General features: G+C 66.7%; 23 protein-coding genes and 3 tRNA genes. 19 read left to right on the top strand and 7 right to left on the bottom strand.

What is annotated here, in order from left to right; translation table 11 throughout:
• Nucleotides 1–105 precede the first annotated feature (105 nt).
• From IE116_RS18520 to IE116_RS18505, 4 genes are all read right to left on the bottom strand, one after another.
• Nucleotides 106–180: transfer RNA gene (locus IE116_RS18520), tRNA-Thr, on the bottom strand.
• 155 nt (nucleotides 181–335) lie between these two features.
• Nucleotides 336–409 (bottom strand) — tRNA-Gly (locus tag IE116_RS18515).
• 91 nt (nucleotides 410–500) lie between these two features.
• Nucleotides 501–587: transfer RNA gene (locus IE116_RS18510), tRNA-Tyr, on the bottom strand.
• A gap of 69 nt (nucleotides 588–656) precedes the next feature.
• Complete coding sequence (locus IE116_RS18505; protein ID WP_189614353.1) at nucleotides 657–1,100, bottom strand: general secretion pathway protein GspC; 444 nt, start codon at nucleotides 1,098–1,100, stop codon at nucleotides 657–659.
• Between the two features lie 95 nt (nucleotides 1,101–1,195).
• On the opposite strand from IE116_RS18505, the gene gspG reads away from it, so the two are divergent.
• The 12 genes from gspG (at nucleotide 1,196) to IE116_RS18445 (ending at nucleotide 12,824) form a co-directional block, all read left to right on the top strand.
• Nucleotides 1,196–1,690 (top strand): type II secretion system major pseudopilin GspG, encoded by a 495-nt coding sequence (gene gspG / locus IE116_RS18500; RefSeq protein WP_189614352.1) that lies wholly within the window; start codon nucleotides 1,196–1,198, stop codon nucleotides 1,688–1,690.
• 9 nt (nucleotides 1,691–1,699) lie between these two features.
• Nucleotides 1,700–2,224 carry a prepilin-type N-terminal cleavage/methylation domain-containing protein gene (locus tag IE116_RS18495; RefSeq protein WP_229828305.1) on the top strand — a complete coding sequence of 175 codons (525 nt, stop codon included), beginning with the start codon at nucleotides 1,700–1,702 and terminating at the stop codon, nucleotides 2,222–2,224.
• The gene (gene gspI, locus IE116_RS18490) at nucleotides 2,211–2,582 is read left to right on the top strand and encodes a type II secretion system minor pseudopilin GspI (RefSeq protein WP_179582129.1); all 372 of its coding nucleotides are present in this window, start codon (nucleotides 2,211–2,213) and stop codon (nucleotides 2,580–2,582) included. The genes IE116_RS18495 and gspI overlap by 14 nt, the downstream gene beginning before the upstream one ends.
• Entirely contained in the window at nucleotides 2,579–3,370 is a 792-nt protein-coding gene (locus IE116_RS18485) for a prepilin-type N-terminal cleavage/methylation domain-containing protein (protein WP_189614351.1), read from the top strand. The genes gspI and IE116_RS18485 overlap by 4 nt, the downstream gene beginning before the upstream one ends.
• A gap of 107 nt (nucleotides 3,371–3,477) precedes the next feature.
• On the top strand, nucleotides 3,478–4,446 hold the full coding sequence (gspK, locus tag IE116_RS18480) for a type II secretion system minor pseudopilin GspK (RefSeq protein ID WP_229828303.1): 969 nt from the start codon (nucleotides 3,478–3,480) through the stop codon (nucleotides 4,444–4,446).
• Nucleotides 4,443–5,813 carry a type II secretion system protein GspL gene (gene gspL / locus IE116_RS18475; RefSeq protein WP_189614349.1) on the top strand — a complete coding sequence of 457 codons (1,371 nt, stop codon included), beginning with the start codon at nucleotides 4,443–4,445 and terminating at the stop codon, nucleotides 5,811–5,813. Before gspK ends, gspL begins: the two co-directional genes overlap by 4 nt.
• The gene (locus IE116_RS18470) at nucleotides 5,810–6,415 is read left to right on the top strand and encodes a type II secretion system protein M (protein WP_189614348.1); all 606 of its coding nucleotides are present in this window, start codon (nucleotides 5,810–5,812) and stop codon (nucleotides 6,413–6,415) included. The genes gspL and IE116_RS18470 overlap by 4 nt, the downstream gene beginning before the upstream one ends.
• Nucleotides 6,415–7,158, top strand: coding sequence for a type II secretion system protein N (gspN, locus tag IE116_RS18465; protein ID WP_189614347.1), 744 nt, complete (start codon nucleotides 6,415–6,417; stop codon nucleotides 7,156–7,158). Before IE116_RS18470 ends, gspN begins: the two co-directional genes overlap by 1 nt.
• 4 nt (nucleotides 7,159–7,162) lie before the next feature.
• A complete protein-coding gene (gspD, locus tag IE116_RS18460; protein WP_189614346.1) occupies nucleotides 7,163–9,673 on the top strand; it encodes a type II secretion system secretin GspD in 2,511 nt (836 codons plus the stop codon).
• Nucleotides 9,670–11,094 carry a type II secretion system ATPase GspE gene (gene gspE, locus IE116_RS18455; RefSeq protein WP_189614345.1) on the top strand — a complete coding sequence of 475 codons (1,425 nt, stop codon included), beginning with the start codon at nucleotides 9,670–9,672 and terminating at the stop codon, nucleotides 11,092–11,094. The genes gspD and gspE overlap by 4 nt, the downstream gene beginning before the upstream one ends.
• Before the next feature lie 2 nt (nucleotides 11,095–11,096).
• The gene (gene gspF / locus IE116_RS18450; protein WP_189614344.1) at nucleotides 11,097–12,317 is read left to right on the top strand and encodes a type II secretion system inner membrane protein GspF; all 1,221 of its coding nucleotides are present in this window, start codon (nucleotides 11,097–11,099) and stop codon (nucleotides 12,315–12,317) included.
• A gap of 21 nt (nucleotides 12,318–12,338) precedes the next feature.
• Complete coding sequence (locus IE116_RS18445; RefSeq protein ID WP_189614343.1) at nucleotides 12,339–12,824, top strand: glutathione peroxidase; 486 nt, start codon at nucleotides 12,339–12,341, stop codon at nucleotides 12,822–12,824.
• A 90-nt stretch (nucleotides 12,825–12,914) separates the two neighbouring features.
• Here the strand turns inward: IE116_RS18445 and IE116_RS18440 are convergent, their stop codons facing one another.
• Entirely contained in the window at nucleotides 12,915–14,474 is a 1,560-nt protein-coding gene (locus IE116_RS18440; RefSeq protein WP_189614342.1) for a CYTH and CHAD domain-containing protein, read from the bottom strand.
• A gap of 221 nt (nucleotides 14,475–14,695) precedes the next feature.
• Between IE116_RS18440 and IE116_RS18435 the strand changes: the two genes are divergently transcribed.
• The 3 genes from IE116_RS18435 to IE116_RS18425 all read left to right on the top strand — a co-directional run bounded on the left by IE116_RS18435 (nucleotide 14,696) and on the right by IE116_RS18425 (nucleotide 18,490).
• Nucleotides 14,696–15,622 (top strand): LysR family transcriptional regulator, encoded by a 927-nt coding sequence (locus tag IE116_RS18435; RefSeq protein ID WP_189614341.1) that lies wholly within the window; start codon nucleotides 14,696–14,698, stop codon nucleotides 15,620–15,622.
• Between the two features lie 187 nt (nucleotides 15,623–15,809).
• Entirely contained in the window at nucleotides 15,810–17,321 is a 1,512-nt protein-coding gene (locus IE116_RS18430; protein WP_189614340.1) for an aldehyde dehydrogenase family protein, read from the top strand.
• A gap of 137 nt (nucleotides 17,322–17,458) precedes the next feature.
• Entirely contained in the window at nucleotides 17,459–18,490 is a 1,032-nt protein-coding gene (locus IE116_RS18425; RefSeq protein ID WP_189614339.1) for a tripartite tricarboxylate transporter substrate binding protein, read from the top strand.
• A 104-nt stretch (nucleotides 18,491–18,594) separates the two neighbouring features.
• Here the strand turns inward: IE116_RS18425 and IE116_RS18420 are convergent, their stop codons facing one another.
• Nucleotides 18,595–19,503: a cell division protein FtsX gene (locus IE116_RS18420; protein WP_189614338.1), complete on the bottom strand. Its 909-nt coding sequence runs from the start codon at nucleotides 19,501–19,503 to the stop codon at nucleotides 18,595–18,597.
• Nucleotides 19,500–20,201: a cell division ATP-binding protein FtsE gene (locus IE116_RS18415; protein WP_189614337.1), complete on the bottom strand. Its 702-nt coding sequence runs from the start codon at nucleotides 20,199–20,201 to the stop codon at nucleotides 19,500–19,502. The genes IE116_RS18420 and IE116_RS18415 overlap by 4 nt, the downstream gene beginning before the upstream one ends.
• 141 nt (nucleotides 20,202–20,342) lie before the next feature.
• On the opposite strand from IE116_RS18415, the gene IE116_RS18410 reads away from it, so the two are divergent.
• From IE116_RS18410 to IE116_RS18395, 4 genes are read left to right on the top strand one after another with little or no spacing between them, the layout of a single operon-like run.
• Complete coding sequence (locus IE116_RS18410) at nucleotides 20,343–21,371, top strand: amino acid ABC transporter substrate-binding protein (protein WP_189614336.1); 1,029 nt, start codon at nucleotides 20,343–20,345, stop codon at nucleotides 21,369–21,371.
• A 36-nt stretch (nucleotides 21,372–21,407) separates the two neighbouring features.
• Complete coding sequence (locus tag IE116_RS18405; protein WP_229828301.1) at nucleotides 21,408–22,559, top strand: amino acid ABC transporter permease; 1,152 nt, start codon at nucleotides 21,408–21,410, stop codon at nucleotides 22,557–22,559.
• Between the two features lies 1 nt (nucleotide 22,560).
• On the top strand, nucleotides 22,561–23,658 hold the full coding sequence (locus tag IE116_RS18400; RefSeq protein ID WP_189614335.1) for an amino acid ABC transporter permease: 1,098 nt from the start codon (nucleotides 22,561–22,563) through the stop codon (nucleotides 23,656–23,658).
• A 52-nt stretch (nucleotides 23,659–23,710) separates the two neighbouring features.
• Nucleotides 23,711–24,436, top strand: coding sequence for an amino acid ABC transporter ATP-binding protein (locus tag IE116_RS18395; protein WP_229828503.1), 726 nt, complete (start codon nucleotides 23,711–23,713; stop codon nucleotides 24,434–24,436).
• Nucleotides 24,437–24,440 lie beyond the last annotated feature (4 nt).

The raw sequence follows: 24,440 nt of genomic DNA, 5'->3' as shown, positions 1-24,440 counted from the left end.
GGTGCCAACGTTGACGTGCGGCTTGGTACGTTCAAACTTGCTTTTTGCCATGGCTGACTCCCGCCTGGATGCCTGCTACTACTGGAATGGAACTGGGAAGAAAACTGGTGCCCACTACGCGGATCGAACGCGTGACCTCTCCCTTACCAAGGGAGTGCTCTACCACTGAGCCAAGTGGGCGAATTCGGGGTACTGCCGGGGTATTGCGTACTGCCGAGAGCCGGGCGAAAAGCTGAACGTTTGCACGTCACATCTTTCTTTGCACCGGACCGGCCGGGCGCCGCAGACTTTCTTGAAACGGTGTTGCTTGCTAACTACCTGACACTGCTTGGTACTGGAGCGGGTGAAGGGAATCGAACCCTCGTCGTAAGCTTGGAAGGCTTCTGCTCTACCATTGAGCTACACCCGCCTACCTAGTTACCACTGGCACTTCTCAACCTGCACTTCGCTTTGTTCTACAACCACTACAACTCACCATGACGTGCCAGCCAAAAAGAAGCTGGTGGAGGAGATTGGATTCGAACCAATGTAGGCGCAAGGCCAACAGATTTACAGTCTGCCCCCTTTAACCACTCGGGCACCCCTCCGTCAGGGAGCCTGAGATTATGCAGCAGTCATTTTTGGAAGTCAACTCGGGGGACGCAAAGAATGTGAAGTCAGCGCGTCAGGGGCACCGTGCGGATGGTTTCGCCCAGGGGCGGCAGCGTTGCGGCACGCACTTCGACACGTTCACCACCCTGATTGAGCACCACGCCGCTGTGGCCGACTTCGGCCAGCGTGACCCCTTCGGCCAGGTCGTTGCCCACCGCGTAGGCACGGGCGGGGCGGCCGTCGATGGCCAGCACCGCCGACCCGCGCGGGCCGGCCGAGATCAGTCCCGCCACCACGACCTGGATCTTGGCGCCGCTGCCCGTGCCGAACCAGCGCGCCACGGGTTGCGTGTCGGTCGCCAGCGTGGTGCTGGCCGCCGCGGTGGGCGGCGCGGGCGGGGGCGAAGGCGCGAACACGATGGCGCCCCAGACGCCGACGCCTGCAGCCAGTGCCACGACGGCAGCGCGCTGGACGAGGCGGGGAAGATACCGAGGGGTCGAAATGGGCATGGACAGCGCGGCTCCGGCATGCGAACGGAACGGTCCGTGTCGCAGAAAACCCTCAATCTTGGGGCTTGAATGTGACAGGAATACCCTGTCATGAAATGTCATATAAAGCAGCGATAATAGATGATGCCATTCGCGCCTTTGGAGTTTACGCTGTGATCAAGAGTCGTCACCAGTCCCGCCGCCAGAAGGGTTTCACCCTGATCGAAATCATGGTGGTGGTCGTCATCATGGGCATTCTTGCCGCGCTGGTCGTTCCGCGCGTGCTGGATCGCCCCGACCAGGCCCGTGCCGTGGCCGCCAAGCAGGACGTGTCCGGCATCATGCAGGCGCTCAAGCTGTATCGACTGGACAACGGCCGCTACCCCACCACCGAACAAGGTCTGCGCGCGCTGGTCGAACGGCCGGCCACCGGCCAGGTGCCGCCCAACTGGAAGCAATACCTGGATCGCCTGCCTGCCGACCCGTGGGGCAATGCCTATCAATACCTGAACCCCGGCGTGCGGGGTGATATCGATGTGTTCTCGCTGGGCGCCGATGGCCAGCCCGGCGGCGATAACGCCAATACCGACGTAGGTTCCTGGGACCTCTGACCGCCTGCTGTGACTCGTCTACGCCCTTCCCCTCCCCCGGCCTGGCGCCCGCGCCGCCGGGCGGCCGGTTTCACGCTGATCGAATTGATGGTGGTGATTGTCGTCATCGGCATTGCCGCGGCCGCGATCGGCGTGAAGGCCTTTCCGGATCGGCGGGCCGTGCTGAAGGAAGACGCGCAGCGTCTGGCGCAACTGTTTGCCGTGGCCCAGGGCGAAGTGCGTGCGGACGGCCGGCAGATCACCTGGCAGGCGGACGACGCGGGTTATCGATTCATGCGGCGCGCGCGGGTGTATGCGCCGGGCCGGGCCACCCCCACGGCGCTGTCCAGCACCCAGCTCGATGTGTTCCCGCGGGATGACCTGCTGCGCCCCCGGCCCTGGCGGGATGGCCCGGTGAAGGTATCGGTGCTGCCCGAAGGCGCGCCGGTGTTCACGTCGGAATGGATCGCGCCGCCAATGATCGTGCGCCTGCAGAACCTGGATGCCACGGTGACCATCGTGCGCGACGAGGCGGGACGGTATGCGGTCCAGTGAGTCGGGATTCACGCTGATCGAAGTGCTGGTGGCGCTGGCGATCGTGGCGGTGGCACTGGCCGCGTCGGTGCGCGCGATTGGCGTGATCGCGCAGAACAATGCGGCGCTACGGACCAAGTCCCTGGCGCTGGTGGCGGCCGAAAACCAGATGGCCGAATTGCGGCTGGCGCGGCTGATGCCGTCGCCGGGGCGGCAAGTCAACGCCTGTCGGCAGGGGCGCCTGCTGATGCAATGCGAAAGCATCTTCACCAATTCGGACAACACCAATATTCGGCAGGTGACCGTGCGGGTGCACCCCGACGGCGTGCCGACCGAAACGTTGGCGCAGATCAACGGCTTTCTGACGGCGCTGCCATGAAAGCGCGGCAAAGCGGCTTTACCCTGATTGAAGTGCTGGTGGCGATCACCTTGATGGCGCTGGTGAGCATCATTGCGTGGCGCGGGCTGGAAAACGTCAGTTCGCAGCAGCGCCGGCTGACCGAGGACGCCGATGAAAACGACACGGTAATCCGGATGCTGGGCCAGTTCGAGCGCGATGTGGCGCTGCGGGCGCCCGATGCGTTGATGGCAAGCGGGGTGAATGGATTGAATGCCGCCACGGGTGGCGATGGCACGGCAACCGGGGCGGGCACTAACACCGGTACGAATACTGGCGCGAACACCGGCAGCACCACCAGCGGCGGCGCCCCGACGGGCACATCGACCGGGACATCTGGAACGGGCACGGGCACCGGCAGCGGCGTTGGCAACACGGCCGTGAATGGCGTGCCGCCCTCACTGCTGCCGCAAAGCATCCTGGTGACGACGTCGGGGCAGCCCGACGGGCCGGCGCGGGTGGAAATGATCCGCAGCGACGCCGCCAATCCCGGTGCCTGGCAGCGGGTGGTGTGGTTCCAGGACGGCACGTTGCTGCGCCGGGCCGTGGGCGCGTCGGCGCGGCGCTATCCGCTGCCGCCGGTGGGCCCCGCGGCAGTGATCCTGACCGGGGTGTACCGGTTCACGGTGCGCGGCTGGTTGCCCGGCAACGGGTGGGTGACTACCCCCTTCCCGACCACGGGCACGCCGTTTACCGGACTGGAATTGTCGGTGCAGCGACTGCCGGCCGATGGGCGCGAGCGGTACGCGCGCGTGGTGATACTGGAATGAATACAACGAAGCCGGCAGCAACGCCCGGGGCGCTAGTGCCCACGACCGCTGTGACGCGAACAACGGTCACACGAATAGTGCATGCTCGCCCACGCCGCGAGCGGGGCATGGCAGTGATCAGCGCGCTGCTGATCGTGACGGCCGTGGCGCTGCTGATCACGGGGCTGTTCCAGCGGCAGGCGGCGTCGGTGCGCGCCGTGGAAAACGAGCAGGCGCGGATCCAGGCGCGGTGGCTGTTGCAGGGCGGGCTGGACTGGGCGCGGCTGGTGCTGCGGGATGACGCGCGGCGCAACAGCACGACGCGGCTCGACACCCTGTGGGCGACACCGGTGGAAGACACGCGCATCCAGCGCCCGGGCGACGACCGGATTGCCGTGTTTTCGGGCCGCATCGAAGACGAACAGGGCAAGTTCAACCTGCGCAACCTGGCCAGCGCCGGGATTCCGCAGCCGATCGAAGTCGCGGCCTTTCAGCGGCTGTGCGCGATCCTGGGGTTGCCCGGGTCGCTCGCGCCGCAGGTGGCGCTGCGGGTGGCCAGTGCGCAATCGGCGCCCGGCCGCAGTAGTGAATCGGGCGGCGCAGGCACGAACAGCGCGGGCACCGACAGCACGGGCCTGGGCGGATCGGCTTCGGGATCCGACACGGCCGGGCAGGGCCCGACAGCGCCGATGATCCGCGGCGTGGACGACCTGCGCGGCCTGACCGATGTCGATGACAGCGTCATCGACAAGCTGCGGCCGTTTGTGACCGTGCTGCCGGGCATTACCGCCGTCAACGCCAACACGGCCAGCGCCGAGGTGCTGGCTGCGGCGGTGCCCGGACTGTCGCTGTCGCAGGCGCGGGCCCTGACGGAACGCCGCAATGCCGGCGCCTATTTCAATGACCGCGCCGACTTCGGCAATCGTCTGGCCAATCCGGACATCCAGCTGACCGATACGCAGATCGTGACGGTCAGCAAGTGGTTTTCCGTCAACGGTACCGTGACGCTGGAGCGTGCAGCGGTCACAATGCAAGCGCTCATTTCGCGCGAAAACGCCACCAGTCCTAGCGTGGTGTGGAAAAGGGAAACGAATTGAAGACCATATTGCGACTGGAGCTACCGACGCTGCAGGCGCTCACGCCCAGCTCGCTGATCGAGTTTGCGCTGCTTGACCGCCAGCACACCGTGCTGCGCACCGGCGAGATGTCGTTGTCCGAGATCGCGGGCGCCGTGCCCGGCGATCGGGTCGAGGCCATCCTGCATCCCGGCGACACCATTGTTACCTCGGTGACGGTGCCGCCGCTGCCGCCGCACCGGATGGGCGCGGCCGTGGCGGGCGCGGTCGAACCGATGCTGCTGGGCGAGATCGAGACGCTGGCCGTGGCGCATGGCGCGCGGCATGCCGACGGCACCGTGGCGGTGGCGTGGGGACCGCGCGAGCACCTGGCGCGCGCCCTGGCCGTGCTGGCCGACGTGGGCCTGGCGGCCGATGCGCTGCTGCCGGCGCCGCTGGCGCTGGCGCAAACCGACAACGGCTGGACCGCCGCCGTCCGCGACGGGTATCTGATCGTGCGCAGCGGGCCGGAGTCGGGCTATTGCTGGGCGATCGATACCGTCAATGCCCACGACGGCGCCGAGCCGGCCGCAGCCGCCCTGTTGCTGGCCATGGAACCGGCCATGCCGCCCGCCGTGGGCTGGGTGCCGCCCGCGCCGATCGGCTGGATCGCGCCCGAAGCCGTCGAATCGCGTACCTTGCCGGCCGAAGCGCGCTGGTCAGGCGTGGCGCCCTCGTGGTCGCTGGCCCTGGCCGACCTGCAGCCCCGGCATGCCGGACGGTCGCGCTGGCGCAAGCCGCTGATCTGGACGGCGGCGGCCGCCGCTGTCTGGCTGCTGGGTCTGAACGTGCACGCCTGGCAACTGAGCCGCGAAGAGCAGGCCCTGCGCCAGCGCATGGTGACCCAGGTCAAGGCGGCGTTTCCGGACCTGCCCGTGATCGTGGATCCGCTCAAGCAGGCCGAGCAGCGCCGCGACGCGCTTCGCACCGCCGATGGCAAATTCGGCAGCTCGGACTTCCTGCCCATGTCGCTGGCCGCGGCCGACGCCCTGCCGCAAGCCGCCAGCAACCTGACGGCCGTGTCGTACGCCGACGCAGAATTGCGCTTGAAGCTCGTGGACGATGGCATCGGCATGGTCGGCGCCGCGGCGGTGGCCGGTTCGACGCCGGGCGCCGGCGCACCGCCGCGCCGCTTGAGCCTGCAACGCACGCCTCCCCCACCCACCGGCCGCAATGCGCCAACGGCACAGACGGCGGGTATTGATCCGGCCGTGCTGCAACGCGCGCAGGCCCTGGGTCTGAACGTGGACCGGGTGGAAGGCATGTGGCGTTTCCGACTGGCATCGGCGGGATCCAATGACGGCGCCGGTGGCGCCGGCGTCACCGTACGCGGCGGGGTGGCACGATGAACGCCCGCCTGAACGCCCGCATGGCGCCCGCCCTGCGCAAACGCACCGAAAGCCTGTCGCGCCGCTGGGCCCGGCTGGCGCCGCGTGAACGCCGCCTGTTGACGATCTGCGGCACGGTCGTCGGCCTGGCGCTCGTTTTTCTGGTGCTGATCGAACCGGCCTGGACCACCTATCGCCGTCTGCAGGTGCAGTTGCCCTTGCTGCGCACGCAGGCCGCCACGGTGGATGCGCTGACGCTCGAAGCACGCAGCCTGCAACGTGCATCGGGCGGCAGGATGACGCCGGCCGAAACGCGCCAGGCGCTTGCCGACAGCCTGCGCCAGGCCGGCATTGCGGGCACGCTGGAAGACATTGCGCCGCCGACCGACCAGCCGACGGCCGACGCCGGCCTGCAGGTCAGCGTCGACAGGGTGTCCGCAACCGCCCTGATGCAATGGCTGGCCGCGGTGCCGGCGCAGACCCGCTTGCGCCTGGTGCAGGCCGAACTGGAACGGCCGAAAGACGAGAACGGACGCCTGCTGGTCGGCAAGGTGTCCGGCCTGATGCTGTTCGTGGCGAATACGACTCCGGGGACCACCACCCCCGCGAGCCAGGGACGTTGATGCGCACGATTCCGAAAGTCCTGATCTGTGTCGCGATTGCCGTCGTGTCCGCGCTTGTCGTTCTGCCTGCCCGCTGGTTGATCCGCGCCCTTCCCGACACCTGGCCCGTTGCCATCGTCGATGCGTCGGGCACGGTCTGGAACGGGTCGGCGCTGCTTGCGATTGGCCCACCGGAAGCCCGCAGCACGCTGCCCACGCCGCTGAACTGGCGCCTGGCGTTCGATGGGGGGCCGCATCTGGTGCTGTCCCACCTGTGGCTCGATGGCCCGATGGCGCTGCGTGTGGAAACGCGCGGTGTCATTCTGTCGGCCCGCACGTTGCGCCTGCCGGCCAGCACGCTGGCGCAGCTGGGCGCGCCGTTCAACACCTTGAAGCCGGGCGGCGATCTGTCGCTGCGCTGGCCCGCCATGCGCCTGAACGGCAGCGTGCCCGTAGGCGAGCTGCTGACCGTCGAATGGAAAGACGCGTCGACCGTGCTGTCCATGCTGCGGCCGATCGGCCGCTATCAGGTCCGCCTGACGGGGGATGCCGGCGACGCCATCGTATTTGCCGTGTCGACCCTGGAAGGACCCCTGATGGTCGAAGGCACCGGACGCTGGGCCCAACGGGGCGGCGTCCGATTCAACGGCGTGGCCCGACCCGCGCCGAATTCCACTCCTGAAGTCCGTGCGGCGCTCGACAGCACGCTGTCTGCGCTGGGCCGCCGCACCGGCGACGATTCACTCCTGCAAGTTGGCCGATAACATCATGCCCACCTCTTTCCTCCAGACGTCCACTCACCGGTCGTCGCCGCGCACCCTGGCTACCCGGGCGATCGTCGCGGCGATGTCGGCCGCGCTGTTGACGCTGGCACTTCCGCCTGTCAATGCAGTCGCGCAGGTTGCGCGCGCCACGGCGCCCGATGGCGGCGTCGTCCTGAATTTCGTCAATACCGAGCTCGACGCCGTGGTGCGTGCGCTTGGCCAGTTCACCGGCAAGAATTTCCTGGTCGATCCGCGCGTGAAGGGTCAGTTGACCCTGGTGTCGGAAACGCCGGTCAATCGCGACACCGCCTACCGGATGCTGCTGGGCGCGCTGCGCATGCAGGGCTTTGCGGTGGTCGAGGCCGACGGCATCAGCAAGGTCGTGCCCGAAGCCGACGCCAAGCTGCAAGGCGGCGCGGTGACCAATACCGGCCGCGGCGACCAGCTGGTGACCCGGGTGTTCAAGCTGAACTACGAAAGCGCGACCAACCTGGTGCCCGTGCTGCGCCCGATGATCGCGCCGAACAACCCGATCAATGCCTATCCCGGCAACAACACCCTGGTGATCACCGACTACGCGGACAACCTGCGCCGGATCGCCGACATCATTGCCAGCGTGGACACGCAGTCGTCGGTCGCCACCGACATGATCGAGATCAAGAACGGCATTGCCACCGACGTGGCCGCGCTGGTGACGCGCCTGATGGACCCGGGCGCCAGCGGCGAAGCCACCAACCGCGTGACCGCGATTGCCGATCCGCGCACCAACAGCGTCCTGATCCGCGCCAGCAGCCCGGCGCGCACCCGGCTGGCCCGTGACCTGATCGCCAAGCTCGACAATCCGTCGTCCCGCGCCACCAATATGCACGTGGTCTACCTGCGCAACGCCGAGGCCGTCAAACTGGCCGAAGTGCTGCGCGGCGTGCTGACCGGCCAATCGGGCGGCAGCGGCGGCTTTGGCGGCGGCAACAGCGGCAACCTGATGGGCGGCACCAGCTTTGGCGGGTCCAGCGCCAACAACACGGGCGGCTTTGGCGGCACCGGCAACACGTCGAGCGCATTGGGCGGCAGCGCCCTGGGGGGCACCAGCAGCACCGGCGGCGTGGGTTCGGCCCTGGGCGGCACCTCGGGCGGCTTCGGCGGCACGGGTACCGGCACTGGCACGGGCACCACCTTCAGCGGCGGCGGCGCGACGGTCCAGGCCGACGCCACCACCAACACGCTGATCATTACCGCGCCGGAACCGCTGTACCGCAGCCTGCGCGAAATCGTCGACATGCTGGATGTGCGCCGCGCGCAGATCTTTGTCGAAAGCCTGATCGTGGAAGTGACCGCCAGCACCGCCGCCGAATTCGGTATCCAGTGGTTGAGCGGCGCGGGCAATCTCAGCAACAATTCGAGCGGCACCGGCGCCTTCGGCGGCACGGCGTTCGGCGGCGCGGGCACCAACCTGCTGGGCGTCGCGGCCAATCCGGCGTCGCTGGGCAACGGCCTGAGCATCGGTATCACCAACGGGTCGGTCACGATCCCCGGCGTGGGACAAGTCACCAACCTGGGCTTCCTGGCCCGGGCCCTGGAAAGCAAGTCGGGCACCAACATTCTGTCGACGCCTAACCTGCTGACGCTGGACAACGAAATCGCCAGCATCATCGTGGGCCAGAACGTCCCGTTCATTACCGGTTCCTACGCGCAGACCGGCACCGGCGGCACCACGGCCAGCCCTTTCCAGACCATCGAACGCAAGGACGTGGGCCTGACGCTCAAGGTCAAACCCCAGGTGTCCGAAGGCGGCACGGTCAAGATGCAGATCTATCAAGAGGTCAGCAGCGTCGATTCCGCCACCAATACGGCAGGCATCATCACCAACAAGCGCGCGATCGAATCGAACGTGCTGGTGGACGATGGCCAGATCATCGTGATCGGCGGCCTGGTGCAGGATTCGGTGACCGGTTCCGTGGAAAAGGTGCCCGGCCTGGGCGACATTCCGTACATTGGCGGACTGTTCCGCTATGACAGCCGCCGCCGCGCCAAAACCAACCTGATGGTTTTCCTGCGTCCTTACGTCGTGCGCGAAGGCACGCCCAATTCCAATCTGCTGATCGATCGCTACGAGTACATGCGCGCGACGCAGGCCCGTTCGCAGCCGGGCGAGCACTGGCTGCTGCCGGATATCAAGGCGCCCGAACTGCCGCCGCGCGTGCCGGGTGAAGGCGATCCGCTGCCGCGCGCCAATTCGCAAGGCATGGTCCCGACCACCATCCCGCGCGACATGTCTGCCATCATGGCCGAAGGCCCGACCACGGTGCTGCAGATTGCCGCCTCCCCCACTGAAAACGATGCGCAGCTGACGGCGCGCCGCGTCTCCGACGCCGGCTTCAACGCCTATGTGGAACCGGGCGAAGGCCAGGTCTGGTATGTCCGTTCGCGTGTCGCCCGCGATATGCTGACCCTGGATACCACGCTGTCCACCCTGCGCCAGCTGGGCTATTCCGCCGAGATCGTGACCCGACCATGAATCCCCTGCCCTATACCTGGGCCCGCGCGCAACGGGCGCTGCTGAACATCCGGCCTGACGGCACGACGCTGACAGTCAGCCCGCGCACGCCAGCGTGGGCGATTGCCGAAGTGCAGCGCCGGCATGGCGCGCTGCGCATCATGCGGGTCCCGGATGCCGAGCTGGAAACGAAGCTGGCGGCGTCGTATGCCGATACGGGCGATGCGGCGTCGGTGGTGGGCGCGGCCGAAAACGAGATCGACCTGGCGCGGCTGATGCAGGACATCCCGGAAATCGAAGACCTGCTCGAAACGCAGGACGATGCCCCCGTGATCCGCATGATCAACGCCCTGTTCACGCAGGCCGCGCGCGACGGCGCCAGTGATATCCACATCGAGGCATTCGAGACGCATTCGGTGGTGCGCTATCGCGTCGACGGCACCCTGCGCGACGTGGTCAGTCCACGCAAGGCGCTGCACGCCGCCCTGATCTCGCGGATCAAGATCATGGCGAACCTGGATATTTCCGAAAAGCGCCTGCCGCAGGACGGCCGGATTGCGCTGCGCGTGGGCGGCCGGCCGATCGACGTGCGGGTGTCGACCCTGCCGACCGGCCATGGCGAACGCGCCGTGCTGCGTCTGCTGGACAAGGAAGCGGGCCGGCTGGAACTGTCGCGCCTGGGCATGGACGCGACCCTGCTCAAGCAGATCGACCGCCTGATCCGCCAGCCGCACGGCATCGTGCTGGTCACGGGCCCGACCGGTAGCGGCAAGACGACGACGCTGTATGCGGCGCTGGCGAGGCTGGACTCCAGCACCACCAACATCCTGACGGTGGAAGATCCGATCGAATACGACCTGCCCGGCATCAGCCAGACGCAGGTCAACGCCAAGATCAACATGAGCTTTGCGATGGCCCTGCGGGCGATCCTGCGGCAGGACCCGGACGTGATCATGATCGGCGAAATCCGCGACCTGGAAACCGCGCAGATCGCCGTGCAGGCTTCGCTGACGGGCCACCTGGTGCTGGCCACGCTGCACACCAACGATTCGGTGTCGGCGGTGACGCGACTGAGCGACATGGGCGTCGAGCCCTTCCTGCTGTCGTCGTCCCTGCTGGGCGTGGTGGCGCAGCGGCTGGTGCGGCGGCTGTGCCAGGAATGCAAGGAAGCCAGCATCGAACCCGATGGCCGGACCGTGTACCGTCCCGTGGGGTGCCCGGCCTGCAGCCATACCGGCTACAGCGGCCGGACCGGTATCCATGAACTGTTCACGATCGACGAGACGCAGCGCCGCCTGATCCATGAAGGCACCAGCGAAGAAGACATGCGCCAGGCCGCGGCCGCTTCGGGCATGCTGAACATGCGGCAGGACGGCGAACGCTGGATCCGATCGGGCGTGACCTCGCCTGAAGAAGTGATCCGTGTGACGCGGGATACCTGATCATGCCGTCCTATCGATACGAAGCGTCGGATGCGATCGGCAAGGTCGAACGCGGCCTGATCGACGCCGACAGCCCCCGCGCCGCGCGCACGCAGTTGCGGGCGCGCGGGCTGACGCCACTGGCGGTAGATTCCGTGGCCGCGCAGGAACATGCGGCCGAGGGCGCGCCGCGGCCGCTGTTCGGTTCCCGGATGTCCGATTCGGAACTGGCCTGGACCACCCGGCAACTGGCGAGTCTGCTGTCGGCCCGGCTGCCGTTGGACGCGGCACTGACCGCGACCGCCGAGCAGGCCGAACGCAAGCACATCCGTGAAGTGCTGATGACGATCCGGTCCGACATCCGCGCCGGTCACCGCCTGGCCGACGCCCTGGCGACCCGGCCGCGCGACTTTCCGGAAATTTATCGGGCGCTGATCGCCGCTGGCGAAGAGTCGGGCGACCTGGCGCAGGTGATGGAAAAGCTGGCCGACTACATCGAAGAGCGCAACAACTTGCGCACCAAGGTGCTGACGGCGTTCATCTACCCTGCCGTCGTGACGTGTGTGTCGGTCGGCATCGTCATCTTCCTGCTCGGTTATGTCGTGCCGCAGGTGGTCAGCGCCTTTTCGCAGGCACGGCAGGAATTGCCGCTGCTGACGCGGGTGATGCTGGGGCTGAGCGACTTCGTGCGCACCTGGGGCTGGCTGCTTGCAATCGGGCTGGCGGCGGCGTTTACCGGCTGGCGCATGATGCTGCGGGCGGCGCCCGCGCGGCTGGCCTGGCATTCGCGGCTATTACGCATGCCGGTGGCCGGCCGATTCATTCTGGGGCTGGATGCGGCGCGCTTTGCGTCGACGCTGGCCATCCTGACGGGTAGCGGCGTGCCTTTGCTGCGGGCACTGGATGCGTCGCGGCAGACCCTGGGCAATGACCGCTTGCGGGCGTCGATCGACGATGCGACGACCCGGGTGCGCGAAGGGGTGTCCCTGGCGTCCGCCTTGCAGGTGCAGAAGACCTTTCCCCCGCTGCTGATCCACCTGACGGCCAGTGGTGAAAAGACCGGCACCTTGCCAGAATTGCTGGAACGCGCCGCGCAGACCCTGTCGCGCGAAGTGGAACGCAAGGCCATGGCGATGACGGCATTGCTGGAACCGTTGATGATTCTGCTGATGGGCGGTTTCGTGCTGCTGATCGTGCTGGCGGTGCTGATGCCGATCATCGAAATCAACCAGCTCGTGCGTTGACGTTTTCAATCGGAGTGCATCATGACAAGCGCCTATGACTTTTCCGCCGATGACCTGGACGGCGCCACCCGCTCGCTGGACGCCTACCGGGGCAAGGTGCTGCTGATCGTGAACGTGGCGTCCAAATGCGGCTTCACGCCGCAATATGCAGGGCTCGAAGCGCTGTACCGGGACTACCGGGCGCAGGGGCTGGAGGTGCTGGGCTTTCCCTGCGACCAGTTCGGGCACCAGGAACCCGGCGATTCCGAGGCGATCCGCAGCTTCTGTACGCTGACCTATGACGTGCACTTTCCGGTGTTCGCCAAGATCGACGTGAATGGTGACAAGGCGCACCCGCTGTTCCAGTGGCTCAAGTCCAGCAAGCCGGGGCTGCTGGGCACCGAAGGCATCAAGTGGAACTTTACGAAGTTTCTGGTCGGGCGCGACGGGCAGGTGCTGCAGCGTTATGCGCCAACGGACAAACCACAGGCGATCGAGCCGGACATCAAGGCGGCACTGGCGGCCTGATTGTGAAAAAGGCGATCGCTGTGTCAGCCGATCGCCTCTTTTACTGGGGATGCAGACCCGGTCACCGCCGGGGCTGCCCCTGCAGGTCGATCACTTCCAGAACGGCCGGGTGTCGTCCAGGGCCCTGAATTCCTCTTCGGCGCCCTTGTACAGCACTTCCAGGCGTGCGCCGATCCAGCCCACGGCGAACCATGCCGGCGGCTGCGTCTCGGCCAGCGTCAGGTAGGTTTCGCGTGCCACGACCAGGTCGTTGATCTCGCCCAGGGCATCCTGCAGCACCGACAGGCGCTTGCGGTAGGGTTTGACGTGGTCGGCGTCGAACAGCGACTCGGTGAACGACAGGCCATAACGCAGCCGTTTGGCCAGCTTGCGCAGATCGTGCCGCGCCTCGTCTTCCAGGCGATGGAAACGGCGGCCGTCTTCCACCAGGCGCTTGTGCCACTTCTTGAGCCGCTTCACCACGGGTGTGGCCAGCTTGCCCGGCTGCAGCGGCACGGCCACGACCGACGTCATGGGCGCCAGCAGCGGTGTCGGCTCGGGCCGCACCCCCACGTTCCAGGCCAACAGGTCCAGCAGCCAGGTCTGGAACGGGGGCGACGCGGCCACCACGGCGGCGTCCGGCGCATCGCCCGCCTGGGGCAATTCGACCGGCGGCATGCCCGCGGCGGTCAGGATCGGCACCACGGTGTCGCCCAGCACGTCGCCATCCCGCGCCTCGCCAAACTGGCCAAAATACTCCGCGGCGGCTTCCTGCGCCGCCTCGTCCGGCAGGGGCGCCCAGCCCTTGAACAGACGCCAGGCGGAGCGCAGGCGGCGCATCCCGACACGCAATTGATGCACGTGTTCGGCGCCGATCGTGGCGGCGCCCACCGCACTGTCGATACCGGACAGTGCCGCTGCGTTGCGCACGATCTGGTCGAAACACTCGGCAGTGATGATGTCGAGCGCCTGCCCGGGCGTCGCACGCGGGGCCAACGTGACCTTGTCGGCCAGGGTCGGCGCCCAGTAGCGGGCAATCTCGTCCTGGCGAACCTGCACACGCTCGGCCTCGGGCGCGGCGACGATCGCGGCGGCGGCGTTGGCCAGGCGGTCACCCCGCTCGGCCTTGCTGCGCACGTCCAGCACCAGCTTGTGCTGGACCGTCCACTTCTTGGCCAGCGTGAACAGCGCGCCTACCCGGCCCGACAGCAGCTCGAATTCCACCTCGTGCAGGGGCAATTCCAGGTCGCCGGCACGCACAAAACCATCGTCATAGGCGGCTTCAACCGTACCGGTGCGGGTGCGGATCTCGCATCGCGTACGCCAGACGTCGGTCTCGTACCGCAAGGCGAGTTCCCCTTTCAGGTGGGCAAAGACCGTTTCGGCAGGGGTCCCGGCATATACCGACAGATCCAGCTGGGGCGTGTTGCGCGGGTGGTTCAATTCCACCCGCGTCAGGGCATCCTTGCCCGCCATCTTGAAGGTCTGCACCCACTTGCGCCCTTCCTGCCGCAGGCGGATGGCGGCGTGCTGGCGGGCAAGCTGGCGGTCGGGGGTATCGAAATACATGGCACGCAGACGGATGCGTTTCTGTCCGGTCGCCGAGAGGGTGGCGGCGATGGCCTTGCGGGCCGACACCGGGACGGACAGCTTGATTTCTTGTTCTTGCATACGGGGTTCTTGCATACGGGCGAGGGGCGAGCCATTGATGAGCGTTGACCGATGGTAGCGTCCTGACCCCCGAAATTTGATGACACGTCATCAAACGGTCAGAATCGGCACGATTTTTCTGGCCTGCCCTGCCTGGCACGACCGGGATTTGCCTGGGCTGTATGCTTGGGCAACGACATCAGCGGCGGAATACACGCCGCGCGGCGCTGTGCAGGAGACGCATGAACCTCAATCAGCTCGACCTGAATCTGCTTCTGATCTTCGATGCCCTGATGCAGACGCGCAGCGTGACACTGGCCGGCGAACGGGTCGGGCTGTCGCAATCGGCCGCCAGCAATTCGCTGCAGCGGCTGCGCGATGCCTTTGGCGATCCGCTGTTCGTGCGCACGCCAGCGGGCATGCAGCCATCGGCCCTGGCGCTGGAAATGGAAGCTGAAATTCGCGCGGCGCTGGGCGCCCTGCGCGCCGTGGTCGAGCGCGACCGCCATTTCGATCCGGCCACGTCGCGGCGGACCTTCCGCATGCTGATGAGTGACATTGCCCAGCTGGCCCACCTGCCGGCCTTTGTGGCCTCCTTGCGCCGCGAAGCCCCCGACGTGAATGTGATCAACGTCGCCCTGCCGCTGCGCGACGCCAAGGTCGCCATGGCCAGCGGCGACCTGGACGTCGCCACCGGCTTTCTGCCCGACCTGGGCGCCGACTTCCACCGCCAGAGCCTTTTCAATGAACACTGGGTTGCCGTCGTCAGCCAGCACCACCCCACCATCGGCGACACCCTGACGCGCGAGCACTACCTGGCCGCCGCCCACGTCAGCTACCGGCCGTCGGTCTCGATCCATGCGTCGCTGGACGCCCTGCTCGAAGCGCAATGCTCGGGCCTGGGCATCCGTCGGCGCGTCATGCTTGCCGTACCGTTCGTCAGCGGCCTGGCGCAAATCGTGGCCCTGTCTGACCTGGTCCTGACCGGCCCCCACGGCCCGGCCTCGTCCATGGCGGAACTGGCGGCGGTGCGGATCGTTCCGTTGCCGTTCGAACTGCCGGCCATCGACCTGAATATCCAGTGGCATGAATGCCTGCACCGCGACCCGGGGAACCAGTGGTTCCGTCAGCGGTTCGCGGCGCATTACTGCGCGGAACAGCTGCCCTAGCGCCCCCCCCCCGCCCCCATCACCCCCGTCCATTTCCGACATTCAGACTATCCATTGGACCAATGCGGGGTCCGGTTCCTAAGATGGCTTCGCTTCCCGGTGCATTGCCGCGCCGGCGACTTCTTCCCGCCAGACCCTGTGTTCTGCCGGATGTCCGCCATCACAAGAACCTAGAGGCCCCGCCATCATGAGCCTGTCCCCGGATACCCTCACCGCCCCCGCCGCCGCGCATGGCGCGCCGCCCGTGCCGGCCACCGCCCCCCGCCTGCCTGAACATCGCGACCTGTATTACGGCGGCGCGTGGCATGCCCCGCAGGGCGGCTATGTCGACACCTTCAGCCCCGCCACCGGCGAATCGCTGGGACCCTGCGCCGATGCCAATCCGGACGACGTCAATGCCGCCGTGGCTGCGGCCAAGACGGCGTTTGAAAGCTGGAGCCGAACCAAGCCGGCCGACCGCGCGGTCATGCTGCGCAAGGTGGCGGCCGTGCTGCGGGACAACGCGCTGGACCTGGCGCTGCTGGACGCCGCCAACTGCGGCAGTCCGGTGCACGAGATGGTGCGCGATGTGCGCAACGCCGCCGCGCAGTTCGATTTCTTTGCCGGCCTGGTGACCGAAATCAAGGGCGACACGATCCCGATGGGGGACGGCGTCATCAATATGTCGGTGCGCGAACCCTATGGCGTCGTGGGGCGCATCGTGGCCTACAACCACCCGTTGATGTTCACTGCCGCCAAAAGCGCCGCGCCGCTGGCCGCCGGCAACACGGTGGTCATGAAGCCGCCGGTGCAGGCGCCGCTGTCGGCCTACCGGCTGATGGAACTGGTGGACGGCATCTTCCCGCCCGGGGTGTGGAATGTGATCAGTGGCGGCACGCCGTGCGGCGCGGCACTGTCGGAACATCCGGACGTGCCGTTCGTCTCCCTGATCGGCAGCGTGGCCACCGGCCGGGCCGTGGCGCGCGCGGGGGCGGAACGGCTCAAGCGCATCACCCTGGAACTGGGGGGCAAGAATGCGTGCGTGGTGTACCCGGACGCAGACCTGGAACGCGCCAGCACCGGCGCCGTCAACGGCATGAATTTCACGTGGAGCGGGCAGTCATGCGGGTCGACGTCGCGGCTGTTCGTGCATGCCTCGGTGCATGACGAGGTCGTGGCCAGGGTGCTGGAAAAGATCCGCCACTATCGCCAAGGCATCCCGACCCACATGGACACGACCATGGGCGCCATCGTCTCGCGCGCGCAGCACGACAAGATCATGCGGTATATCGAGATCGGCAAGGCCGAAGGCGCCACCTTGGCGTGCGGCGGCAAGGCGCCTGACGATCCGGCGCTGAGCAAGGGCTGGTTCATCGAACCGACCGTGTTCACCGGCGTCACGGCCGACATGCGCATCGCCCGCGAAGAGATCTTTGGCCCGGTGCTGTCGGTGATTGCATGGACGGATGAAGACGAGATGCTCAAGCAGGTCAATGCGGTGGAATACGGCTTGACCGGCGCCATCTTCACGCGCGACCTGGCCAATGCCCATCGCGCCGCCGGCCGCATCCAGTCGGGCTTCATCTGGGTCAACAACGCCGGACCGCACTTCCTGGGCACGGGGTATGGCGGCTACAAGCAGTCCGGCATCGGCCGCGACGAATCGATCGAAGAACTGCTGTCGTACACACAAAGCAAGAACATCAACATCACGCTGTGACGGCGCGGGCCGGGGCGGGTGGTGACCTACTCCGGCCGGCCCCGGGCCAGACCCAGGCGGGGCGGATAGTGACCCCATCGGCCCGGCTGCACGAGGCCCCCCGCCCGGGCTGACACGACAACACTGAGGAGACACCGATGATCCACACGCTGTTCAAGACCTTGAGCGCCGCGGCATTGTGCGCGGCGCTGCTTCCCCTGGCGCACGCGCAAACCGCCGGTGCCACAACCGGCGCGGCTGCGGGCGCCAATGCCAACGCCGCAGCCTGGTCCCCCACCAAGCCCATCACCCTGATCGTGCCCGTCCCGCCCGGCTCCAGCACCGACATGCTCGCCCGGCTGCTGGCCGAACGCCTGCCGGCCACGCTGGGCCAAACCGTGATCGTGACCAACCGGCCAGGCGCCAGCGGCATGATCGGCGCGGCCTCCGTTGCACGGGCCGAGCCCGACGGCTACACGCTGCTGCTCAGCCCCAGCACGCTGCTGGGCGCGCCGCACGTGCTGCCCAAGGGCGCCGGCAGCGGCGTCGACGTCGTCAATGACCTGACCGTGATCGTCAAGACCGCATCGTCGCCCCTGGTCATCCTGGCCCACCCGTCGCTGGGCGTCAAAACGCCGCGCGAACTGGCCGCCTACGCCAAGTCGAATCCCGGCCTGCCGTATGCGTCGTCCGGGTCCGGATCGCCACAGCACATTGCCGGCCAGCTCTTCTCCAAAGCCACCAAGACCGAGCTGACCCACGTGCCCTACAAGGGCGTGATGCCGGCCGTCATGGACACGGTCGGGGGCCAGATCAAGCTGGTCTTTTCGGCACTGGGCGGCGTCACGCAATACATCGACGGCGGACAACTGGTCGCGGTCGCCGTCACCGAAAAGGCGCGCAGCGCCCTGCTGCCCAACGTGCCGACGCTGACCGAAAGCGGCATTCCGGGCGTCGAACTGAACGTGTTCTTCCCGGTGATGGCGCCAGCCAGGACGCCCGCCCCGGTGCTGGCGCGCCTGAACCGCGAGATCAACGCCGTCATGCGCGCACCCGACGTCAAAGAAAAGATGCGGGCGGCCGGGGTGGAAACCCTGGGCAGCACGGTCGAAGACGCGCAGCGCGAAGTCCGCGAGGAATATCAGCGCTATGGGCAGGTGGTGGCGGAGTTCAATATCAAGGCGGATTAGCCACCCGCCACAAAGACAAAGGGCAGGCCCTCAAGGCCTGCCCTTTTTTACTTGCCGTCCTGAACCTGCGTTTGCACAAGCCCCCGACGGCAGCACCTAACGCATCAAAACCGCGTGTTCCGCTTGACCGACCACCGCGCCGAAAACGCGCCCAGCGCGGCCACGGCCACCACGAACACCGCCAGCCACAGCGGTTCGGGCAGGCGCAGCGCAAATTCCGCCCCGTAGGTGCGCGCCAGGTCCGCCAGCGCCGCGTTCAGCGGCCCCAGGGCCAGCGCCACCACCCCGATTGCCCCCAGCGCCGAGATGGCGCAGCTGACCGCGCCCAGATACAGGAACGGCCGGCGCACGAAGGATTCGGTGGCGCCCACCAGCCGCGCCACGCCGATTTCTTCGCGCTGCGATAGCGCCTGCATGCGCACGGTGTTGAACACCGCGGCCAGCACGGCCACGGCCACGACCAGCCCCAGGAACAGCAGGCCCATGCGGCCAAAGCGGATGATGGCTTCCAGCCGCTGGACCCACGCGCTGTCCAGTTGCACCACGTCCACCTTGCCCCACTGGCTCCAGTTGGCTTCCAGGCGCTTGGCGCGCGCGGTCAGGTCGGCATCTCCCGACAGCGTCACCACCACCGCGTCGGGCAGCGGGTTGCCCGGCAGCACGGCCAGGGCATCGGCATAGGCGGGGTTGGCTTTCAGGTCGGCCAGGGCCTGGTCGCGCGGAATGACGCGGACCTTGTCGACGTCGCCCTCGTGATCGCGGCGGATGCGATCGGCCACCGCGGCGGTTTCGTCGGAAGTCGCTTCCACCTTCATGAAGACGGTGATTTCGGGCGCGGCGGCCAGGTGGTTGGCCACCGGCTGCAAGGCCAGCAAGGCCGTCGACCCGAGCAGCGGAATGGCCAGCGCCAGCGTGATCACCAGAAAGTTGGCGATCGATGAAAACGGCTGCGCGATCAGGCGGCGCAGCGTGACGGCCAAGGCATAGCGGTGTTGCCGGATCAGCGGGCTCATGCGCGCGCTCCGTGGCTGCGCGACGCGCGCGGGGTGCGGGCGCCCAGGTCGGTCAGCCGTCCGCCTTCGATGTGCAGCACGCGATGCGCGTAGTCGTCGATCAGGGATTCGTCGTGGGTCGCGATCACGGTGGTGACGCCGACCTGGTTGAAGTCGCGGAACACATCGGCGATCCGTTGTGCGCTGTCGCGGTCCAGGTTGGCGGTAGGCTCGTCCACGATCAGCAGGGCCGGCCGGTTGACGATGGCGCGGGCAATGGCCAGGCGCTGCTGGTCGCCCCCCGACAGTTCCTGGGGCCGCAGCTTGTCCTTGTTCGCCAGGCCGACCTTGTCGATGGCGGCGCGGGCGCGTTTTTCGGCAGCGGCCCGCGAATGGCCGGTCACGATCAGGGGAAACAGCACGTTTTCAAAAGCGTTGCGATCCTGGAGCAAGTGCACGTCTTGCAGGATGGTGCCGACGGCGCGGCGAAAGTACGGGCGGGCGCGGCCGGGCAGCTTGCCGACGTTCTGGCCGTTGACCAGGATGGTGCCGCGTGTCGGGACGTCAAGCCCGCTGATCAGCTTGAGCAAGGTGGACTTGCCGGCCCCGGACGGGCCCGACACGAACACGAACTCGCCGGCGGCAATCCCGAAGTTGACGTCGGCAAGGGTGTCGATGCCGCGTCCGTACGATTTGTAGACTTGCTGGAATTCGATCATGAGAAGGAAATAGTAACGCGCGTGACTGCAAGGATATCGCCCGGGCGGTTCTCAGTCCTCGGGACCCATGCTAGGGTACAGGCCAAGTCCCGCAGGCGGGTGATTTATAGTCCACCCCCTGCACGCAGAAAGGAAAACGAGATGAAATTGTTGAAATCAGCCGTAGCCGCGATCGCCATGCTGGGCGCCGTCCAGGTGGTCCAGGTCGCGCACGCGGGCGCCACGCTCGACGCCGTCAAGAAAAAAGGCTTCGTGCAATGCGGCGTATCCACAGGCGTGGCCGGTTTCAGCAATCCCGACAGCAAGGGTGTCTGGACGGGCATCGACGTGGACCTGTGCCGCGCCGTGGCCGCCACCCTGTTCGGCGACGCCACCAAGATCAAGCTGACGCCGCTGAACACGCAGCAGCGTTTTACCGCCCTGCAGTCAGGCGAGGTGGACGTCTTGCCGCGCAACACGTCGATCACCCTGCAGCGCGACACCGCGCTCGGTCTGAACGGCGCGGGCGTCAATTTTTACGACGGCCAGGGCTTGATGGTGGCCAAGAAGCTGAACGTGAAAAGCGCCAAGGACCTGAACGGCGCGGCGATCTGCATGCAGCCGGGCACGACCACCGAACTGAACCTGGCCGATTACTTCCGCGCGAACAAGATCACCTTCAAGCCGGTGGTGATCGACAAGTTCGACGAAGTCATCCGCGCCTTCGCGGCCGGCCGCTGCGATGCCTACACCACCGACGCATCGGGCCTGAACGTCATTCGCACCACCAAGCTGCCCAACCCGGACGATTACATCGTGCTGCCCGAACTGCTGTCCAAGGAGCCGCTGGGACCCATGGTGCGCCAGGGTGACGACCAGTGGCTGGACATCGTGAAGTGGACGCTGAACGCCATGATCGAGGCTGAAGAATACGGCGTCACGTCCAGGAACGTGGACCAGATGCTCAAGAGCCCGAACCCCAACATCCAGCGCCTGCTGGGTGTGGTGCCGGGCGTGGGCAAGAACCTGGGCGTGGACGAAAAGTGGGTCTACAACGTCGTCAAGCAGGTCGGCAATTACGGCGAAAGCTTCGAGCGCAACGTGGGCCAGGGCAGCCCCATGAAGATGCCGCGCGGCGCCAACGCCTTGCACACTCAGGGCGGGCTGATGTACGCGCTGCCACTGCGTTGATCCCCGCGTAATGCCTGCGTCCATGCGCGCCACCCCATGCGTCTGAGCTGGAGCAACCCGGCGGTCCGCGCGATGGTCTATCAGATCGTCGCGGTGGCGCTGGTCGTGCTGGCCGTGGTGACGCTCGTGTCCAACACGCGGTCGAACCTGAACGCGCTCAACATCCAGTCGGGCTTTGGTTTCCTGGATGCCGAAGCCGGCTTTGCAATCGGCGAAACGCCCATTGCCTACGGCCCGCAAGATACCTACGCCAAAGCCATTGCCGTGGGGCTGCTCAACACCTTGCGGGTCGCGGCGATCGGCATCGTACTCGCGACCCTGCTCGGCACCCTGATCGGCATTGCGCGGCTGTCAAAGAACTGGTTGATCGGCAAGCTGGCCAGCGGCTATGTGGAACTGTTCCGCAACGTGCCGCTGCTGCTGCAACTGTTTTTCTGGTATTCGCTGATCACCGAGAACACCCCCGGGCCGCGGCAGGCCGTGGCCTTGTTGCCGGGCGTGTTCGTGTCCAATCGCGGCATCAAGCTGCCCCTGCCGGCCGAAGCGCTGGCGTTCGACCTGGCGCTGGGCGGATTTGCGCTGGCCATCGTGGCATCGCTGGTGTTTGCGCATTGGGCACGGCGCCGGCGCGATACGGCGGGCAAGGCGCCGCCCGTGGGCCGCTGGGTCGTGGCGATGCTGGTGGGTTTTCCGGTGCTGGGATGGCTGGCGGGCGGCGCGCCGCTGGCGCTGGACATGCCGCGTCTGCAAGGCTTTGACTTTGTGGGCGGCGCCACCTTGACGCCCGAATTTGCCGCCTTGCTGGTCGGGCTGGTGATCTATACCGCCGCGTTCATTGCCGAAGTCGTGCGGTCGGGCATCCAGTCGGTCAACGCGGGGCAGTGGGAAGCCGCCGAGGCCATCGGCCTGCGCCGCGGGGCCGCGCTGCGCCTGGTCGTGCTGCCGCAAGCCCTGCGCGTGATCATTCCGCCCATGACGAACCAGTACCTGAACATCACCAAGAACAGTTCGCTGGCGGTGGCGATCGGCTACCCGGACATCGTGTCGGTCGTGAACACCACCTTGAACCAGACCGGGCAAGCCATCGAAGGCATCCTGATCATCATGGCCGCCTACCTGGTCGTCAGCCTGACGATTTCGGTGCTGATGAACTGGTACAACCGCCGCATGGCGCTGACCGAGCGCTAGCATGGCCGCCCCCTCCTCTTCCCCCGTGATCGACGCACCTGCCCCCTCGCAGCGCGTGTCGCCGCTCGCCTGGGTCCGCGCCAATCTGCTGTCGTCGCCGCTCAATATCCTGCTGACGCTGCTGGGTGTCTGGGTCCTGGTCATGGTGCTGCCGGCGATCATCGAATGGGGGCTGATCCGCGCCACCTTCGTGGCACCGTCGGCCGATGCCTGCCGCAATACAGGCGGCGCCTGCTGGGCCTTCATCGCCGAAAAGCACCGGCTCATTTTGTTCGGGCTCTATCCATACGACGAGCAATGGCGGCCGCTGATCGCGTCCCTGGTGTTGATCGGGGCCCTGATCGTCAGTTGCCTGCGGCGGTTCTGGAACCGGTGGCTGGCCGTGATCTGGGCGGTCAGCATCGCGCTGGTTGCGGGGTTGATGTGGGGCGGCTTCCTGGGTCTGTCTTATGTGGAGACGACCAAGTGGGGCGGCCTGCCTCTGACCCTGATCCTGTCCACGGTCGGCGTGGCGTTTGCGTTTCCGCTGGGCGTGCTGCTGGCGTTGGGCCGGCGGTCGACTTTGCCGGTGATCAAGGCCCTGTGCGTCGTCTACATCGAACTGATCCGCGGCGTGCCGCTCATCAGCCTGCTGTTCATGTCCTCGGTGATGCTGCCGCTGTTCTTTCCGGAAGGCTTTGGTGTCGACAAGCTGTTGCGGGCGCAGATCGCCATCATCCTGTTCGCGGCGGCCTACCTGGCCGAGCTGGTGCGTGGCGGCCTGCAGGCGATCCCCAAGGGCCAATACGAAGGCGCCGATGCCATCGGCCTGAGCTATTGGCAGCAGATGCGTTTGGTGGTGCTGCCCCAGTCCTTGAAGGTCGTGATCGCGCCGCTGGTCAGCCTGTTCATCGGCGTGTTCAAGGACACGTCGCTGGTCGTCATCATCGGCATTTTCGACCTGACGCAATCGACCAAGGCCGCATTGACCGACGCCGCCTGGCCCGGGTTTTCTACCGAGGCCTATGTGTTCGTGGCGGCCATCTACTTCGTCTTCTGTTATTCCATGTCCAAATACAGCCAGGCGCTGGAACGCCGATTGGAGAACCGTCGTGACTGATGTGTCCAAGGCGGCCGCAACCGACCACGTTTCGGTTGACGCGGCCAAGCCCCTGATCGAACTGTCGGGTGTCAACAAGTGGTTTGGCCCGTACCACGTGCTGCGCGACATCGACCTGACGGTGGCGCGCGGTGAACGCATCGTCATCTGCGGCCCGTCCGGCTCGGGCAAGTCGACCCTGATTCGCTGCATCAACCGACTCGAACAGCATCAGCAGGGGCGCATCGTGGTCGACGGCATCGAGCTGACCAACGACCTCAAGCACATCGACGCCGTGCGCCGCGACGTGGGCATGGTGTTCCAGCACTTCAACCTGTTCCCGCATCTGACCGTGCTGCAGAACCTGACGCTGGGGCCGATCTGGGTGCTCAAGCAGCCCCGCGCCCAGGCCGAAGCCACCGCCATGCGCTACCTGGAACGCGTGCGCATTCCGGAGCAGGCCAACAAGTATCCCGGCCAGTTGTCGGGCGGACAGCAGCAACGCGTGGCGATTGCGCGGTCGCTGTGCATGGCGCCCAAGATCATGCTGTTCGACGAACCCACGTCGGCGCTCGACCCGGAAATGGTCAAGGAAGTGCTGGATGTCATGACGTCGCTGGCCGACAGCGGCATGACCATGCTGTGCGTCACGCACGAGATGGGATTTGCGCGCCAGGTGGCCGACCGCGTGCTGTTCATGGACCAGGGGCGCATCGTGGAACAGAACACGCCCGAAGCCTTCTTTACCCACCCGCAGCACGAACGCACGCGGCTGTTCCTGAGCCAGATCCTGCATTGAGAGG

The sequence above is a fragment of the Pigmentiphaga litoralis genome (assembly GCF_014651835.1).
In the GTDB taxonomy this organism is placed as follows: Bacteria; Pseudomonadota; Gammaproteobacteria; order Burkholderiales; family Burkholderiaceae_B; genus Pigmentiphaga; species Pigmentiphaga litoralis.
This window is presented reverse-complemented; position numbering and strand designations above follow the sequence as displayed.

What these genes read in the sequence shown, in the direction of transcription:
- gspN (WP_189614347.1), top strand. Translation starts at nt 6,415, where the DNA reads ATGCGCACGATTCCGAAAGTCCTGATCTGTGTCGCGATTGCCGTCGTG.
- IE116_RS18410 (WP_189614336.1), top strand. Translation starts at nt 20,343, where the DNA reads ATGAAATTGTTGAAATCAGCCGTAGCCGCGATCGCCATGCTGGGCGCC.
- IE116_RS18505 (WP_189614353.1), bottom strand. Translation starts at nt 1,100, where the DNA reads ATGCCCATTTCGACCCCTCGGTATCTTCCCCGCCTCGTCCAGCGCGCT.
- IE116_RS18425 (WP_189614339.1), top strand. Translation starts at nt 17,459, where the DNA reads ATGATCCACACGCTGTTCAAGACCTTGAGCGCCGCGGCATTGTGCGCG.
- gspF (WP_189614344.1), top strand. Translation starts at nt 11,097, where the DNA reads ATGCCGTCCTATCGATACGAAGCGTCGGATGCGATCGGCAAGGTCGAA.
- IE116_RS18445 (WP_189614343.1), top strand. Translation starts at nt 12,339, where the DNA reads ATGACAAGCGCCTATGACTTTTCCGCCGATGACCTGGACGGCGCCACC.
- IE116_RS18485 (WP_189614351.1), top strand. Translation starts at nt 2,579, where the DNA reads ATGAAAGCGCGGCAAAGCGGCTTTACCCTGATTGAAGTGCTGGTGGCG.
- gspK (WP_229828303.1), top strand. Translation starts at nt 3,478, where the DNA reads ATGGCAGTGATCAGCGCGCTGCTGATCGTGACGGCCGTGGCGCTGCTG.
- IE116_RS18420 (WP_189614338.1), bottom strand. Translation starts at nt 19,503, where the DNA reads ATGAGCCCGCTGATCCGGCAACACCGCTATGCCTTGGCCGTCACGCTG.
- IE116_RS18400 (WP_189614335.1), top strand. Translation starts at nt 22,561, where the DNA reads ATGGCCGCCCCCTCCTCTTCCCCCGTGATCGACGCACCTGCCCCCTCG.
- IE116_RS18415 (WP_189614337.1), bottom strand. Translation starts at nt 20,201, where the DNA reads ATGATCGAATTCCAGCAAGTCTACAAATCGTACGGACGCGGCATCGAC.
- gspI (WP_179582129.1), top strand. Translation starts at nt 2,211, where the DNA reads ATGCGGTCCAGTGAGTCGGGATTCACGCTGATCGAAGTGCTGGTGGCG.
- gspD (WP_189614346.1), top strand. Translation starts at nt 7,163, where the DNA reads ATGCCCACCTCTTTCCTCCAGACGTCCACTCACCGGTCGTCGCCGCGC.
- IE116_RS18435 (WP_189614341.1), top strand. Translation starts at nt 14,696, where the DNA reads ATGAACCTCAATCAGCTCGACCTGAATCTGCTTCTGATCTTCGATGCC.
- IE116_RS18405 (WP_229828301.1), top strand. Translation starts at nt 21,408, where the DNA reads ATGCGTCTGAGCTGGAGCAACCCGGCGGTCCGCGCGATGGTCTATCAG.
- IE116_RS18470 (WP_189614348.1), top strand. Translation starts at nt 5,810, where the DNA reads ATGAACGCCCGCCTGAACGCCCGCATGGCGCCCGCCCTGCGCAAACGC.
- gspE (WP_189614345.1), top strand. Translation starts at nt 9,670, where the DNA reads ATGAATCCCCTGCCCTATACCTGGGCCCGCGCGCAACGGGCGCTGCTG.
- gspG (WP_189614352.1), top strand. Translation starts at nt 1,196, where the DNA reads ATGTCATATAAAGCAGCGATAATAGATGATGCCATTCGCGCCTTTGGA.
- IE116_RS18430 (WP_189614340.1), top strand. Translation starts at nt 15,810, where the DNA reads ATGAGCCTGTCCCCGGATACCCTCACCGCCCCCGCCGCCGCGCATGGC.
- IE116_RS18440 (WP_189614342.1), bottom strand. Translation starts at nt 14,474, where the DNA reads ATGCAAGAACAAGAAATCAAGCTGTCCGTCCCGGTGTCGGCCCGCAAG.